The 15,618-nt window shown below is 69.9% G+C and carries 12 protein-coding genes and 1 pseudogene; 8 read left to right on the top strand and 5 right to left on the bottom strand.

Features of this window, described 5'->3' with window-relative positions:
- Positions 1-22 precede the first annotated feature (22 nt).
- From ABD205_RS20375 to ABD205_RS20355, 5 genes are all read left to right on the top strand, one after another.
- Positions 23-370 carry a YciI family protein gene (locus ABD205_RS20375; protein WP_344048224.1) on the top strand — a complete coding sequence of 116 codons (348 nt, stop codon included), beginning with the start codon at positions 23-25 and terminating at the stop codon, positions 368-370.
- Positions 371-393: 23 nt separating this feature from the next.
- On the top strand, positions 394-1,671 hold the full coding sequence (locus ABD205_RS20370; protein WP_344048059.1) for an RNA polymerase sigma factor: 1,278 nt from the start codon (positions 394-396) through the stop codon (positions 1,669-1,671).
- Entirely contained in the window at positions 1,668-2,078 is a 411-nt protein-coding gene (arr, locus tag ABD205_RS20365) for an NAD(+)--rifampin ADP-ribosyltransferase (protein WP_344048057.1), read from the top strand. The genes ABD205_RS20370 and arr overlap by 4 nt, the downstream gene beginning before the upstream one ends.
- A 115-nt stretch (positions 2,079-2,193) precedes the next feature.
- A complete protein-coding gene (locus tag ABD205_RS20360; RefSeq protein WP_344048055.1) occupies positions 2,194-5,490 on the top strand; it encodes a glucodextranase DOMON-like domain-containing protein in 3,297 nt (1,098 codons plus the stop codon).
- A gap of 9 nt (positions 5,491-5,499) precedes the next feature.
- A complete protein-coding gene (locus tag ABD205_RS20355) occupies positions 5,500-6,054 on the top strand; it encodes an MBL fold metallo-hydrolase (protein WP_344048053.1) in 555 nt (184 codons plus the stop codon).
- 242 nt (positions 6,055-6,296) lie between these two features.
- Here ABD205_RS20355 and ABD205_RS20350 read toward each other — a convergent pair whose 3' ends face one another.
- The gene (locus ABD205_RS20350) at positions 6,297-8,435 is read right to left on the bottom strand and encodes an MMPL family transporter (protein WP_344048051.1); all 2,139 of its coding nucleotides are present in this window, start codon (positions 8,433-8,435) and stop codon (positions 6,297-6,299) included.
- A 55-nt stretch (positions 8,436-8,490) separates the two neighbouring features.
- Positions 8,491-10,404: a transketolase gene (locus ABD205_RS20345; RefSeq protein ID WP_344048049.1), complete on the bottom strand. Its 1,914-nt coding sequence runs from the start codon at positions 10,402-10,404 to the stop codon at positions 8,491-8,493.
- Positions 10,405-10,532: 128 nt separating this feature from the next.
- Here ABD205_RS20345 and ABD205_RS20340 point away from each other — a divergent pair, with 128 nt between their 5' ends.
- Entirely contained in the window at positions 10,533-11,126 is a 594-nt protein-coding gene (locus ABD205_RS20340; RefSeq protein WP_344048047.1) for a GNAT family N-acetyltransferase, read from the top strand.
- Positions 11,127-11,161: 35 nt separating this feature from the next.
- Here the strand turns inward: ABD205_RS20340 and ABD205_RS20335 are convergent, their stop codons facing one another.
- From ABD205_RS20335 to ABD205_RS20325, 3 genes are all read right to left on the bottom strand, one after another.
- Complete coding sequence (locus ABD205_RS20335; RefSeq protein ID WP_344048045.1) at positions 11,162-12,172, bottom strand: GlxA family transcriptional regulator; 1,011 nt, start codon at positions 12,170-12,172, stop codon at positions 11,162-11,164.
- Between the two features lie 10 nt (positions 12,173-12,182).
- Positions 12,183-13,856: a YbfB/YjiJ family MFS transporter gene (locus tag ABD205_RS20330; protein ID WP_344048044.1), complete on the bottom strand. Its 1,674-nt coding sequence runs from the start codon at positions 13,854-13,856 to the stop codon at positions 12,183-12,185.
- 172 nt (positions 13,857-14,028) lie between these two features.
- Positions 14,029-14,883 carry a CPBP family intramembrane glutamic endopeptidase gene (locus ABD205_RS20325; protein ID WP_344048042.1) on the bottom strand — a complete coding sequence of 285 codons (855 nt, stop codon included), beginning with the start codon at positions 14,881-14,883 and terminating at the stop codon, positions 14,029-14,031.
- A gap of 235 nt (positions 14,884-15,118) precedes the next feature.
- On the opposite strand from ABD205_RS20325, the pseudogene ABD205_RS20320 reads away from it, so the two are divergent.
- Positions 15,119-15,268, top strand: a pseudogene (locus ABD205_RS20320) (Lrp/AsnC family transcriptional regulator); the annotation flags it as partial.
- Positions 15,269-15,271: 3 nt separating this feature from the next.
- Positions 15,272-15,601, top strand: coding sequence for an Lrp/AsnC family transcriptional regulator (locus tag ABD205_RS20315; protein ID WP_344048222.1), 330 nt, complete (start codon positions 15,272-15,274; stop codon positions 15,599-15,601).
- Positions 15,602-15,618 lie beyond the last annotated feature (17 nt).

Below are 15,618 nucleotides of genomic sequence, written 5' to 3'. Positions count from 1 at the left end.
CCGTTTCATGGGATTCGTGAGGATGGAAGAGGGCGTCGGCACGCCGCCGCAGGCGCTGTTCGACGCGATGGACGTCCACGTGGGCGAACGCGCCGCCAAGGGTGTGTTCCTCGACGGCGGAGGGCTCTACGGCACCGAGGACGCCGTGAACTTCGTGGTCCGCGACGGCGAGGTCACGCGAGTCGACGGGCCGTACGCCGAGGCGAAGGAGGTCGTCGGCGGCTGGGCCATCATGCAGTACGACAGCCTCGAGGAAGCCGTGGCCGACCAGCGGGAGTTCGCCGAGCTCCACGCGAAGTACTGGCCCGAGGTGACCGTCATCTCGACCCTGCGCCAGATCTCCACCGGCCCGGAGGAGCCCGGCGCCTGATCGGACCTCACTACGCTGGCACCGTGCCGGCGCAGACCAGTTCGGATGATCCGAGTGAGGCCATCATCGCGGCGTGGCGGGCCGAGTCGGCCCGCCTCGTCGGCGCCCTCACACGGATGACCCGTGACATCGAGCTTGCCGAGGATCTTGCGCAGGACGCCCTCGTCGCCGCGCTCGAGCAGTGGCCGTCAGCCGGCGTGCCGGCGAATCCCGCCGCCTGGCTGATGACCACCGCGAAGCGACGCGGCATCGACCACTTCCGGCGCGCCGACAACCTTCGCCGCAAGCTCGCCGAGCTCGAGCACGCCGATGCGGGGGAGGAGGCGACGATGCCCGATCTCGACGCCCAGGTCGACCACATCGAGGACGACGTGCTGCGGCTCATCTTCCTGAGCTGCCATCCGGCTCTGACCGCCGAGTCCCGGGCGGCGCTGACGCTGCGTCTGGTCGGTGGGCTGACCACTGCCGAGATCGCGCGCGGGTTCCTGACCAGCGAGCCCACGATGGGCCAGCGCATCTCGCGAGCCAAGAAGACGTTGGCGGAGGCTCACGCCGAGTTCGAGCTGCCCACCGGACGGGAGCGGTCGAGGCGTCTCGGCGACGTCATGGCGGTGATCTACCTGATCTTCAACGAGGGCTACACCGCCACCGTCGGTGAGGACTGGATGCGGCCCGACCTGGCGAACGAGGCGATCCGGCTCGCCGGCATGCTGAGCGCTCTCGCCCCCGACGAGCCCGAGGTGCTCGGACTGCAGGCGCTCCTGCAGCTCCAGGGCTCGCGCACGAACGCACGGCTCGACGAGAACGGCGAGCCGGTCCTGCTGGAGGAGCAGGACCGTCGCCGTTGGGACCGCCTGATGATCCGGCGCGGGCTGGCCGCCCTGCGCGAGGCCGAGCTGCTCGCGGCGCGTGGGGAGCCGGTCGGCAGGTACTTCCTGCAGGCCTCGATCGCGGCGCAGCACGCCCGCGCGGAGCGTGCCGAGGACACCGACTGGCGGCGGATCGCCGTCCTCTACGACGTACTGGCAGGTGCGGCGCCAGGGCCGATCGTCGAGGTCAACCGAGCCGTCGCGCACGGGCGGGCGTACGGCCCGGACGCCGGACTCGCGGTGCTGGACGACCTGGACGTGGGCGCGCTCGGCGACTCGCCGCTCGTCGCGAGCGTGCGCGGAGACCTGCTCGAGCGGGCCGGGCTGCACGCGCCGGCGGGGGAGGCGTTCATGGAGGCGTCCGGGCTCACCAGGAACGAGAGCGAGCGTGCGCTCCTGCGCCGTCGCGCCGAGAGGAACCTGACGCGATGACTGACCTGCTGGACCAGGGCCCGTTCTTCCACGGCACCAAGGCCGACCTCCGGGTGGGCGATCTCCTCACCGCGGGCAACCGGTCCAACTACCGGCCCGAGATCGTGATGAACCACATCTACTTCACCGCGCTGGTCGACGGCGCGGGGCTGGCCGCCGAGCTCGCGGCGGGGGACGGCGATCCGCGGGTGTACCTCGTCGAGCCGACCGGCGCGTTCGAGGACGACCCGAACGTGACCGACAAGAAGTTCCCCGGCAACCCCACCCGGTCCTACCGCAGCAGGGAGCCGCTCAGGGTCGTCGGCGAGGTCACCGACTGGACACGGCTCAGCCCCGAGGCGCTGCAAGGCTGGCGGGACCGACTCGCGGCGATCCTCGCGGACGAACGCGGCGAGATCATCAACTGACCCTCCGAGCCGGTCGCACCAGAAGTCGGGGCGCGCTGGCTCTTGACGCCCGGGCGCGGTTCCGGTTGCGTGTATCGGCAGATCCACGAGTTCCGTGGCGAACTGGAGGCGTGCGATGCGCAGGCAGACTCGGCTGGTCGGATTCACCGTTGCTGCGACACTCGCGGGCTCCCTGGCCGCGGTCGCGCCGCCCCCTGCTTCGGCGGCCCCCGCCAGCGGAGGACCCGGCACGCTGAGCCACTTCGACGTGGCCCGGAAGGACTGCCTGGGCACGGCCCGCAACACGTCCTCCAAGATCTGGTACACCGTCGCGGGCGGGGTCCTCTCCGACGTGTACGCCCCGACCATCGACACCACCAACGTCGAGACGATGCAGTACCTCGTCACGGACGGCTCGTCGTTCACGGACCTGCAGACCCGCGACATGACCTACACCGTCAGCGCCGACGACACCGGGATGGTCTGCACCGTCACGTCGACGGCGAAGTCGGGCGCCTACCGGCTGGCCACCACCTACCTGACCGACCCGGCCCGCTCGAGCGTCGTCGTCCACACCCACTACACGCCGCTGACGTCGGCGGCGGCGTCGTACCGGCTGTACGTGCGCCTGGACGCGACGGTCGCCGGCAACGGCGGCGGTGGCAGCGGTAACGGCGGCGCCGACAACGCGGTGACCGACACGACCACCGGGTCGCCCGTGCCCGTCTCGTACGACACGGTGACCACCACGAACGCCGCCAACCGCGACTACGCGGTGCCGAGTTTCCTGGCGCTGCGGGCCGACCGGCCGTTCACCTCGGTGAGCAGCGGCTTCGTCGGCACCCCCAGCGACGGTCTCACCCAGCTCGACTCCACCCATGCCCTCACGCCGACCGAGGCGGCCATGGCCGGCAACGTCGAGCAGACCGCCGCCGTCGAGCGCGGCAAGCACGACGAATTCACGCTCGCCCTCGGCTTCGGCACGACCCAGGCCTCGGCGGTCTCGACCGCCGGAGCGACGGTGCGCACGCCGGTGGGTGCTCTGATGGGCAAGTACGCCGCCGGCTGGCGCAAGTACGACGCCCGACTGCGCCGCCCGTCGTCGCACCTGCCCGGTCTGACCAAGGCGCAGCAGGCCGACGCGGTCCGCCAGTACTACGTGTCCGCGAACGCGGTGAAGGCCAGCGAGGACAAGACGTTCCCGGGCGCGATCGTCGCGTCCCTGGCTTCGCCGTGGGGGCAGGCCGTCTCGGCGGGCGACCCGGCGAACACGTACTTCGGCTCCTACCGGGAGGTGTTCTCCCGCGACCTGTACGAGGCGTGGACCGCACTGCTGACCGACGGCGACCTGAGCACGGCGCGCGCGGCGACGCGGTTCCTGCTCGAGCGCCAGCAGCTGGCCGACGGCTCGCTGCCGCGGAACTCGCTGGTCAACGGCAAGACCGCGCCTGACTCGTTCAACACCCAGCTCGACGAGGTGGCCTACCCGCTCCTGATGGTTCTCCAGTCGGGCCTCGCCCACGACGCGACGCTGTGGCCGCACGTCCAGGCCGCCGCGAACTACCTGATCGCGCACGGACCGTCCTTCGGTCCGGAGCGGTGGGAGGAGCAGAGCGGCTACTCGCCCTCCACGATCGCGGCCGAGATCGCCGGACTGGTCGCCGCGGCGAAGATCGCCAAGGAGCACCACTCCTCGGCCGACGCCCGGATCTGGCTCGCCACGGCCGACCTGTACCAGCGCTCGATCAAGGCCTGGACGGTCACGACGAACGGTCCGCTGTCCGCCAAGCCGTACTTCATCAGGCTCTCCAAGACCGGTGACCCCAACGCCGCGATCAGCTACAACGTCGGCAACGGCGGCCCCACGCTGGACCAGCGGTCCGTCATCGACGCCGGCTTCCTCGAGCTCGTCCGCCTCGGTGAGCTGTCGGCCACCGACCCGGACGTCGCGAACTCGCTGACCGTCGTCGACAAGACGATCCAGAAGCAGATGGACACCGGCGTGGGCTGGCTGCGCTACAACGGCGACGGATACGGCGACTGCCACATCGTGCCGGACCACACCTGCCCGCTCGAAGGCCGTCCGTGGGCGCCGTCCAACATGGGCACCGGGCACCCGTGGCCGGTGCTGTCCGCCGAGCGCGGCGAGCACGACCTGGCCATCGGCCAGACCGGCACGGCAGGTCAGCTCCTCGCCGCCATCGACGCTCAGTCGTCGGGCGTCGGTCTCGTGCCGGAGCAGGTCTGGGACGCCCCTGACGTCGCGGCCTCGCCCTTCGGCACCGACCCGACGCAGGCCTCGATCGGCTTCGTCAACGGCAAGCCGGACGGCTCCGCCGCCCCGCTCACGTGGGGTGCCGCCTCGCAGGTGCGGCTGACCGCCGACCTGACCGCGCGACGGGTGCTGGAGCAGCCGGCCGAGACGGTCGACCGCTATCTCGAGCACACGCAGACGGCGACCGCGCTGACAGTCACGTCGCCTCCCGACCAGACGGCGGCGACCGACCCGATCCACGTCGCCGGGACCGCGGTGCCCGGTGCTGTGGTCGATGTCGCCGACGTGGCCGGCACCACCACGCACGCCACCACGACGGTCGGCGCGAGCGGGAGCTTCAGCTTCGACATCCCCGCGCAGCCCGGCAACAACGTCCTCGTCATCACCAGCACAGCGCCGGGTGGCGGCACGGCACAGGCGGTGCGCACGGTCGTCAACGACATCGTCCAGGGCACGCTGCTCCTGGACACGAACGACCCGACGGGTGACGACAACGGACCCGGCAACTACGCCTACCCGACCGCGGGAGACTTCCACGCCGGCGCCTATGACCTCACCGACTTCCAGGTCTACGACACGGACCCGACCGTGACGTTCCGGGTGCAGACGCGCGATCTCTCGCCGACCTTCGGCAGCCCGCTAGGAGCGCAGCTCGTCGACGTCTACGTCCACCAGCCCGGGGCGTCCGCCACCTCGACCGCCGCGTCGTTCCCGCAGCGGAACTACTCCATCGCGTCCGCGGACGCGTGGAGCCGCCTGATCGAGGTGCAGGGCTTCGGGCAGCGGTTCGTCGACGCGACGAACACCAACACCGTCGGCACGGTGACGATCAGCGCGAACCAGATCTCGCGCTACATCACGTTCTCCGTGCCCAAGACGGCGCTGGGTGGCACGCCGGCGTCCGGCTGGGCGTTCACCGTCGTGCTCACGGGCCAGGACGGGTTCAGCTCGGACCAGGCGCGCGGGTTCCAGCCGACGCCGGAGGGCTACCAGTTCGGCGTCTGCGCCACCGCCAGCAGCGATCCGCACTGCACGTTCGATCCGAACGCCGTCCCCAAGGCGGTGGACGTCCTGACGCCGGCCGGGGTGACCCAGGCCGACGAGCTGGACTACACGCTGCACACCCCGGTCGTCCTCCAGGGCGTCCCGATTCCCTAGCCGCCGCGCATGACCGCCGAACTGCACGTCCTCTCCGCAGGCTATGCCGACGAGCGGGTCGCCAGCACCGTGGTGCTGATTCTCGACGTGGGCCGCGCCGTGATCGTCGATCCGGGGATGGTGGCCGACCGCCGCAGGATCCTCGACTCGCTGAGAGATCACCGAGTCGACGCGGGGGACGTGGGCGATGTGGTGTTCAGCCATCACCACCCGGACCACACGCTGAACGCAGCGCTCTTCGAGCACGCCCGGTTCCACGACTTCTGGGCGATGTACCAGGGCGACGTCTGGACCGACCGACCGGCTGACGGGTTCCAGGTCTCGCCGTCGATCCGGCTGATGGCCACCCCCGGACACACCGCCCAGGACATCACCACCCTCGTCGACACCGCCGAGGGGCTCGTCGCCTGCACACACCTGTGGTGGTCCGAGCAGGGACCGGCCATCGACCCGCGGGCCGAGGACCAGGAGGCACTCGAGCGGTCCCGGGCCGCGGTCCTCGAGCTCGGGCCCGTGCTGATCGTGCCCGGACACGGTGCGCCGTTCCGGCCGAGCTCGGGCTGAGGGCCGAGGCGTTCTGTGCCGTGAGCGCCGCGATTCCGGGTCATCACGTGACTCGAGATCGCGGCGCAGGGCCGGCGTCATGCCAACGTCGATGCGGGCGATGCGGGCGAGGTGGGCGATGCGGGCGAGGTGGGGGATCGGGCGGAGTCGGACTCGACCGGGGCCGTGCTCGAGTTCGTCGATCAGCACGGAGGCAGCGGGCCGAGACCCCGCCGCCGCCCGTGCCTCCGGGTCTGGCTGATTCACGCAGCGTCGGGCTCGCTCTCGAGCGAACCCCCGAGCGTCGCCGCCGTGGGCCGTGCCGCCTTGGACGGCCACCAGATGCGCTGTTCGAGGAGCGTCGCCAGCGCCGGGACGTAGAGCCAGCTCGACAGGAACGTCGAGATGAGCACGCCAGCCGCCACCGCGAAACCGATCTGCGACACGTACGACGACAACATCAGCACGGCGAAGCTGGCAGCCAGGATGACGCCGGCCGCGGCGACCGACGGGCCGGCGGTTTGCATCGCGACTCGGACCGCGCCGCGCATGGTGGAGCCGTCGCGGGCGGCCTCTTCCTTGACGCGCGCGACCATCAGGATGTTGTAGTCGGTGCCGATCGACGCGACGAACAGGTAGACGATCATCGGCAACGTCCCAGCCAGTCCTGGCGCTCCTCCGATCACCTGGAACGCGATGACGCTTGCGCCGAGAGTCGCGGCGAACCCGAGGGCGACGCTGACCATGAGGAGAGCCGGGGCGAGCAGGGCGCGCAACATCAGCACCAGGATGAGCCCGATCATCAGCGCAGCCACGGGGAAGATGATCCGCATGTCGCGCGCCAGGGCCTGTTCGAAGTCCGACTGAGCCTGGGTGATGCCGCCGACCTTGACGACCTGTGCGCCCCGGGACAGATCGGTCGCCAGAGGTTCGAGTCCGTCTCGGATCACGGCGACGGCGGCAGGCGAGGTCGGGTCCTCCGCAAGCTGAACGGTGTACATCGCGGTGTCTCCGGCCTTGTTCAACGTCGCCGGCGCCACTGAGGCGACCCCTGAGACGGCCCCCAGTCGATGCGCGGTGTCCGTGAGCTCCCCGGCAGTCAGGCCAGATGGGTCGGCGGTGTGGACGAAGACCCTCGTCGGATAGAGCACACCTTGTGGGAAGGCATGCCGGACGTCGGCCCAAGCCCGCCCTGACTCGGTGCCGGAGGGCGGATTCGGGGAGCGGTAGTCGGCGTGCATGCCGAAGGCCACCGCACCGAGCCCGACGAAGGCCGCGAGGGAGATGAGCAGCGCAGTGGTCGGTCGACCGGTGACGAATCCGCTGACGCCCGCGGCAACGCGGCCACGCGGCGGCCTGTGCCAGGACGCGCGGCGGCTGAGACGCTTGCCGGTGAGCGCCAGGACCGCGGGGATCAAGGTCAGCGAGCTGGCCAGCATGACGAGCACCGCGAGGCTGAGCGACGGGCCGAGCAGCCGGAGGGACTTCAGCTGCGACAGGATGAGTGCGGCGAAGGAGACCACGACGGCGAAGGCCGAGGAGCTGACCGCTTCACCGACCCGCCCGATCGCGGAGGCGATCGCCGTGCGGTGGTCCTCACCTCTTCGGAGCTGTTCGCGGTAGCGGAACATGAAGAAGACGACGTAGTCCGTGCCGACGCCGAACAGCACGATCGGCAGGATGCTCTCAGTCGTCTCATCGATCTTGAAGTGCCAGATGTGGGCAGCGATCGCGAGAAGCATGTTGACGACCTGGCCCACGATGAACATGAGCGCGACAGCACCGACCGCCACCACGATGCTCCGGAACAGGATCAGGAGCAGGATGAAGATCGCCAGAACGGTGCCGAACACGATGAGGGCCTGGGTCGCGCCGGCGTCGGCGACCTGGGCGACCTCCCCGGTGTACTCCGCTGTCAGACCAGAGTGCCCGAAGACGTCTTTGGTATCGGCGCGCAGAGACTTCATGGACTTCATGACGTCCGCCTGACCGCTGGTGTCGGTGAACTGGGCGGTCGCGATGGCGGCCGTGCGGTCGGGAGCACGGACCAGTGACGTCGGCTCGATCCCGTCGTACTTCGCGAGATGCGTCCTCTGGTTCAGCTGGTCGACGAGTGTCGCCGCTTGGCTCATGTCGCCGTCTGACAGCTTGCGGTGATCGCTGCGCACGAGGACGAGGGTGGCCTGGGCCCCGGAAGGCTGTGGGAAGTACTTGGCCGACAGCTTGGCCGCTTGCACGGACCCGTACTTCGCTGGAAGGAAGTCGGTCTGCTGCTGCGACGTCGAGGAGCCCTTGCCCGCGACGGCTCCTGCCACGACGGCGACTCCGATGACGATGCCTACCCAGGTCAGGATGACGAGGACCGGATGGCGGCCGACGATGCGGCCGATGCTTCTGAACACTTGCATTCTCCTTCGGGGATCGGACGCTGAGGAACGGGAGGTTCTGGTGGCGTCTCTAGGCGCCGGCCGTGTCCGCGGTCCCCGATCGGGCGACCAGTCGATGGACGGCGTCGACGACGTCGGGTGTGGCGAGGTGGGCCTCGGCGAGAAGCTCGGCGGGGAGCCCCGAGCTCGGCATGTTGCTGACCGCCAGGTGCTCGAGGTGCAGGGGCGTCGTCTGAGCCAGGGCCATGACGGCGGCCTCGCCGAGGCCACCTTCGGGGTGATGGTCCTCGACGACGACCAGGCGTCCACCGGTGGCGCGCACAGCGCGGATCAGGCTCTCGGAGTCGATCGGCTTGATCGAGTACAGGTCGAGGACCGTTGCCCGGATCCCCTCGAGCGCCAGCGACTCCGCCGCTTGGAGGCAGATGTGCACCGTGACGCCTGCGCCGGCCAGCACGACGTCGTCGTCGTCCGAGGACAGCAGTGTCTTCGAGCCGCCCACCGGGAAGGGCTCTCCGTTGTCGTAGAGGACCGGGTAGGCACCGCGGGTCGTTCGGAGGTATGCCACGCCGCGAAGTCCGTGCATCTGCCGGACGAGCTCGACCGTGCTGACGGCATCGCTGGGGTAGAGGACGGTGGAGCCGTGAACGGCTCGCATCATGGCCAGGTCCTCCAGCGCCATCTGCGAGGACCCGTCGGGTCCGATCTCCACGCCGGCATGGGATCCGGCCAAGCGGATGTCCGCCCGAGAGATAGCGGCCATGCGAATGAAGTCGTACGCGCGCGTGAGGAATGCTCCGAACGTCGCGGCGAAGGGCACGTAGCCCCGCACGCTCAGGCCGATCGCGGCCGCGACCATCTGCTGCTCGGCCGTGTAGAGATCGAAGTACCTGTCCGGGTGGGCCTCGGCGAAGACGTCGGCCTGCGTGGAGTTGCCCACCTCGGCGTCGACGACGACCACCCGTGGATCGGAGCCGAGGGCAACCAACGCCTGCCCGTACGCGGTGCGGGTGGCGACCTTGGAGCCCTTCTCGTACGACGGCATCACCGTGGCGGTGGCGGACATCTCCGGTCGGTCGGGGACGCCGCCGCGGGGTCGCGCCGTCTCCCGGCGAGGCACGGTCAGGTTGCTGATGCCGCCAAGGCCGCGGACAGCGATGTCCGCGGCGTCTGAGGGCAACGGCTTGCCGTGCCACCCGTTGGTGTCCTCGACGGCCGGGATGCCCTTGCCCTTCACGGTCCGCGCCAGGATGACGGTCGGCGCGTCCATCGACCCGACGCTCCCGAGCGCGGAGTCGACGGCGGCCAGGTCGTGCCCGTCGACGACGATCGGGATGCAACCGAAAGCACTGACCCTTGCCTCGTAGCGGTCCGTGTCCCAGCCCAGCTCGGTGGCTCCGCGCATGCCGAGCCGGTTGATGTCGACGATGGCGGTCAGGTTGCTGAGATTCCGGTCCGCCGCCCTGCCGAACGCCTCCCACATGGAGCCTTCGGCGAGCTCGCTGTCGCCGCACAGGACCCACACGCGGTAGTCGGCCCTGTCGAGGTAGCGCCCGGCCAGCGCAACCCCGACCGCGTCGGGAAGGCCTTGGCCCAGTGATCCGGTGGCGACGTCGACCCACGGGAGCACCGGCGTCGGATGGCCCTGCCAGGGCGAGCCGGGACGTCGGTACGAGGACATGAGCTCGTCGTCGCTCACGACGCCCGCCGCCTTGTACATCGCGTAGAGCAGGGGCGAGGCGTGGCCTTTGGAGAAGATGAGGTGGTCGTTGTCGGCCCGAGCGGGGGCCTGCCAGTCGTAGTCGAGGTGTCGGGCCAGCAGAACGGCCATGAGATCGGCGGCCGACATGCTCGATGTCGGGTGGCCGGATCCGGCTCGGGTGCTCATGCGAATGGCATCGACACGGAGCTGACCGGCCAGTCGGCCGACCATGTCGAGATCCCAGCGGGGGTCGGAGAGGGCGTCGTCACGTAGGTCGAACATGCCTGTGAGGATCCGGCGCCGGCTTGCACCGCGATTGCATCGGTGGTGGCCGTGGCTCTGCAACCCGGGTGCAAGCCGGACGAGGACTGTTGCGTTCCCAACGATCCGGCCTTCCACGAGGAGTCGAGATGGCGCTCGTCGAACACCCGCAGGCACTCGTCCGCACCGAGCAGGGGCCGGCACTGACGCCGGTGGCGCACGGGACGCCGCGGCGCGCGTGCTTCGCGACGTCCGAGCTCTCGGCCGGGGACCGCGATGCGGTTCTCGACCTGTTCTCGCGCAGCAGTCCGCAGACGCGACGCGACCGATTTCACCTGAACCTCTCGGTCATGCCGGGGCAGTACCTCGACGAGATCCTCGATCGGCGACAGCTCGCGCTCGTCGCGCGGGAGTGTGGCGCCCCGGAGGAAGGCCCGAGGATCATCGCGCTTGCGTCGGCAGCGAATCTCACGCCTGAGGTGGCTGAGGTGGCCATCTGGGTCGGTGACTCCTGGCAACGGCGCGGAGTCGGTGCTGCGCTGACCCGGATGCTCCTGCGGGAGCTCGCTCACCGGGGACTTCGCTCCGCGGTCGGATTCATCGAGCCTGGGAACTCCGTGGTTCTCAGGTTCCTCGACCGGGTGGCACCGTGCCACTCGCTGCGGGTCGCCGACGGCCTGCTGGCGGCCGAGATCCCGTTGGGCCCGTTCCTCGACGCCGCTGTCCCGGCCCGCTGCGCCTGAGCGCGCGGGGACGCGCGGACGTCGACCGGGAGCCCTCAGCTCTCCCCAGGCTCCGCGTCGGCGGCTGGCGCGGTCGCCCGGTCCCGGTTCGACGACGTGCCGCGGAAACGAGCCCGGTAGGTGCCAGGAGTGACTCCCAGCTGACGGGTGAACACTCGCCGGAGTGTCTCCGGGCTTCCGAAGCCGGTCGCTCTTGCCACCGATCCCAGAGCGTCGTCACCGCCTTCGAGCAGGGCCTTGGCCGCCTCCAGCCGGATATCGGCGACGACCGCGGCTGGCGAGCGCCCCAGCTCTGATGCGAACAAGCGCCTGAGGTGGCGGGGGCTGATCGAGGCGCGGGCCGCCAGGGCTCGCAGACTGTGGTCGGCCGCTGGTTCGACGACGATCGCATCGAGCAGGTTGCTCACCTCGCGCCTGCGCGGCGTCGCTTGGACCCGGGTCGAGAACTGCGACTGACCTCCGGGCCTCACCATGAAGACGACGAGGTGCTTCGCCACTCGGCGCGCCAGGTCGGCCCCGCAGTCCTCCTCGACCAGCGCGACGGCGAGGTCGATGCCGGCGGCCACACCTGCGGAGGTCAGTATCCGCCCGTCCCTGACGAAGATGGCGTCCTCGTCGACGGCGACCTGCGGATACAGCTCGCACAGCTCCGCGCTCAAGGACCAGTGGGTCGCCGCCCGCCGGCCGTCGAGAAGCCCGGCGGCCGCGAGCGGGAAGGCTCCCGCGCAGATCCCGGCGGTGCGTCTCGACGTGGCGGCGAGGCGTTTCACCTCGCTGACGAGGGCCACGTCGGCGGTCGCTTTCAGCCAGTCCGGACTGCCGGGCACGATGAGCGTGTCGATGCTGCCACCGACGTCGGGGAGCGCCAGGTCCGCGCCGATGCGCATCCCTCCGGCCGTCCTGACGTCGCGTCCGTCGACCGACGCGATCTCCACCCGATAGCTCGCGCCGTTCTCGTTCGCGACGGTGAGAACCTCGAACGGTCCTGTCACGTCGAGAAGACGTACGTCGTCGTAGACCGCGATGACGACGATCCGCTCGCGCACCCTCCCGGGCTCAGGCGACGAGCAGGACGGCACTGGCCGCGCGATGGATCACGGGATCGGTGATGCTGCTCTCGAACCACGAGCCGACGCCGCGGTGACGCTCCGACCCGAGGACGATCAGGTCCGACTCGTGCTTCGCTGCAGCGGACAGGATGGCATCGTCGATGTCGGCGTCGGCCAGGTGCGCGACGAGCCCGTCGGCGTTGACGCCCCGTGCGCGCAGCTCACCGACCGCGCGCTGGACGAGGTCCTCGGCCGCGGCTTCCGTCTCGGCGTCCGACGCCGTGTCATAGGCGGCGTACTCGGCATCGACATGCAGGACTCGGACGGCCGAGCCCGCAACGGCGGCGAGCTCTGCAGCGGCTGCCAGGACCCGCTCGCGCTGCGGCGAGCCGTCGATGGCGACCAGGATGCGACTGAACGGCGCGTTGCTCGCCGGCCGGTCGGCTTCGCTGACCTCGGCTGCTGCCAGGGCGCGGCGCTCCGACTCACCGATCAGGACGTCTTCCGGCTCCGGCAGAGTGTCTCGCTGACGAGCGGCCGCGAACGCGGCGAGACCGAGCAGGACGACGGAGAGCCAGAGGCCGAGGGCGATGCCACCGTTGGTGTCGGAAAGTGCGCCGGCGAGGAGGGGGCCGATCCCTTGGCCGACACTGAACGCGACCGTCAGCGCCGCGATGCCGGATGTCCAACCGTGCGGAGGAAGCATCCGCCTTGCGAGGACGGTTGCTGCCGTCGGACCTGCCATGAAGCTGGACCCGAAGACAACCGCCGAGAGCAGGGCCATGGTCGGCCCGTCGGCGAGTAGCACGGGGAGCACCCCGGCGAGCACGACGACGCTGATCAGGGTCGGTGCCTGGCCGCCACGCAGGTGGCCGATGACGCGCCCCCAGAACATCAGCGTCGCGATGACCGACGCCGTGCCGAGCACGATGAAGAACGTCGCGATCTGGCGCGTGTCGAAGCTCTCGTCGTGGAGCATGGCGACGACGAAGGTCATGTACGAGACGTAGCCGGCGCCGAACAGCACGTACCAGACGAACAACGCACGCAGTGGACGCAGCGGTGGGCGTGCGACGTCGGCTCGCGTGGCCGGGGCATCCGGAACCTGACGGACGGCCCACGTCGCAGGCGCGAGCAGCGCGACCGCGACCACGCCCATGACGATCCAGCCGGCGTCCCACGCGCTCGAGCCCGAGTGGGCGAGGATGGTCGGCACGATCACGCCGGACACGATGATGCCGAGACCGACGCCCGCCATGTACACGCTGACGAGCAGCGCGGACCTCCGGTGGTTCCCTCCGTTGTGAACACGTGCCGCCAGGGCCGACCCGAGGACGAAGGTCACGGCGGTCGCGACGCCACCGACGAGCCGGACCGCAGCGAGCGCGGTGTAGTCGGCCGTGGCCCCCGACAGCAGAAGCGCCACTGACGAGACGGCCATGCCGCCGACGAATGCGACGCGCTGGCCGAGGCGGCGGCCCCACCAGGCAGCGGAGGCGGCGCCGGCGATGTAGCCGATCGCGTTGGCGGTGTTCATCCCACCCGCTGCGGTGAAGGACCAGTCGAGCTCGCTGCGCATCGACGGCAGGAGCAGCGCGTAGGCGAACCGGGTGAATCCCAAGGCGACCATGGCGCCTGCGGCGAGGCCGAGGGCGATCCAGATCTCGCGTGTCGGATTCACCCTCGGTGAAGCAGCGCCCTCAGTGCGAGGCGCGATCTCGGTACGGCGTGTTGACGACGACATTTCTTCTTCCTATTTCCTTGGTGCACCCCGCTAGGGGTCGCTCAGAGTCCGTATGTCTCGAGAAGGCGCAGGCAGATCGCGCTCGACGTCGGGAACGGTGACGTCCCGTTCATCGGGGGACCGGCTCCCGGTTCTGCGGCTGGCGGAAGTGCCACCACGTGGCGGCGACGCCGAGGACCAACATCCCGCCGGTCGCGAGCCAACCGAACTCACCCAGCAGCATGCGGCTGCCCGAGAAGAGCCCGTCCTTGGTGTCGCCCGTCGTGCTGAAGTACGCGGCCACCAGCCCGTTCCACGAGCCGTGCGCGACCACGCTCGGCCAGACCGATCGGGATCTGTCGGTCACGACGCCGATGAAGAGGACGACCCCGGCCAGGCCGACCGTGAACGCCGGAAGACCCCAGTTGAAGCCGTACCAGCCGAGAAGGACGAGCGGGGCGTGGTAGATCCACCACACCACGAACATGATCGCGGCGCTCCGGAAGAACGTGTACCGATGGCGCAACAGCGGCCACAGGAAGCCACGCCATCCGATCTCTTCGCCGGTCGCCGCGACAGCGCCGTACAAGGTCAGCGGGAGGAAGAGGACGAGGACGGCAGGCAACCTGCCCGGGTGGATGTCGACGATGCCGATCGCCGCTGCGAGGAGGCTGGCCGCGAGAGCGACCAGGGTCGGGATGAATCCGGCCAGCACCCATCGCGAGGGCCGCCCGAACTGAAGCACCCCGGGCCCGGCGAAGCGCGCGAGCAGCGCTCCGGCCGTGGGGGCCAGCATCACACCCAGGAACAGACCGCTCGCCAGGGCGTCTTCGTCGCCCAGCGCGGGGTGGAACGCAAGCACGGCGCCGACGTAGAACGCGATGAGACCACCGAAGTAGAGGACCAGTCGTCGTCGGTCTCTGCCGGGGTCACGTCGAGGGTCGAGATCTGGCGCCTTCGTGGCGTAGATGTCCGACGCACTCATGGTGGGTTCCTTCCTCCTGCGTGGTTCGTGGGATGAGCCCCAGCCTCGTCGGCCTGATTGCACCGCTCTTGCACGGCGGCGACGAAGGTCGTGACTCGGGGATGGCTCCAGCTCGTGCGCCGCGCTCGTCGAATCGTCTGCTGAGCGCCCGAACCGGAGAGCCGTTCGGTGTAGCGACGCAAGACTTGGGCATCCGGCGGCGTCGCGGCATCGCCATGCTCTGTATGTTCGGAGAATGCCAACAATTCCGGACATTGATCGGATCGATGCTGCTATCTTGGCCGCCCTCCAACGAGATGCTCGGTTGGGCGTTCGGGACCTCGCCGCCGAAGTCGGTATCGCATCGTCCACCTGCTCCGAGCGAACACGGCGGCTGCAGCAACGTGGTGTGATCACCGGCTTCCACGCTCACGTCGACTGTGCGGTGCTCGGCCGGTCCGTCCAGGCGATGGTGGCGGCGCAGGTGCGCCCCCTCAGCCGCGGGCTCATCGACGAGTTCCACCGGGACGCGCTGCGGATGCCAGAGGTCATGGCCGTCTTCGTGTTGGCCGGGGGAGACGACTTCCTGCTTCACGTCGGCGTGCCGGACATCCAGCAGCTGCACTCGTTCCTCGTCGACAAGCTCAGCGTCCGCAAGGAGATCGTGCAGTTCCGCAGCTCGATCGTGTTCTCCCACAGCCGGAAGGACTCCCTCGAGGACCTCGTCGAGCGGCGCTGAGACCCGCCCGGGTCGTC

The sequence above is a fragment of the Nocardioides panacihumi genome (assembly GCF_039530925.1).
Lineage (GTDB): Bacteria > Actinomycetota > Actinomycetes > Propionibacteriales > Nocardioidaceae > Nocardioides > Nocardioides panacihumi.
This window is presented reverse-complemented; position numbering and strand designations above follow the sequence as displayed.

Bases quoted from the DNA above. Each gene is read 5' to 3' on its own strand.
- ABD205_RS20340 (WP_344048047.1), top strand. From the start codon at position 10,533: ATGGCGCTCGTCGAACACCCGCAGGCACTCGTCCGCACCGAGCAGGGG.
- ABD205_RS20360 (WP_344048055.1), top strand. From the start codon at position 2,194: ATGCGCAGGCAGACTCGGCTGGTCGGATTCACCGTTGCTGCGACACTC.
- arr (WP_344048057.1), top strand. From the start codon at position 1,668: ATGACTGACCTGCTGGACCAGGGCCCGTTCTTCCACGGCACCAAGGCC.
- ABD205_RS20325 (WP_344048042.1), bottom strand. From the start codon at position 14,883: ATGAGTGCGTCGGACATCTACGCCACGAAGGCGCCAGATCTCGACCCT.
- ABD205_RS20345 (WP_344048049.1), bottom strand. From the start codon at position 10,404: ATGTTCGACCTACGTGACGACGCCCTCTCCGACCCCCGCTGGGATCTC.
- ABD205_RS20355 (WP_344048053.1), top strand. From the start codon at position 5,500: ATGACCGCCGAACTGCACGTCCTCTCCGCAGGCTATGCCGACGAGCGG.
- ABD205_RS20375 (WP_344048224.1), top strand. From the start codon at position 23: ATGGAAGAGGGCGTCGGCACGCCGCCGCAGGCGCTGTTCGACGCGATG.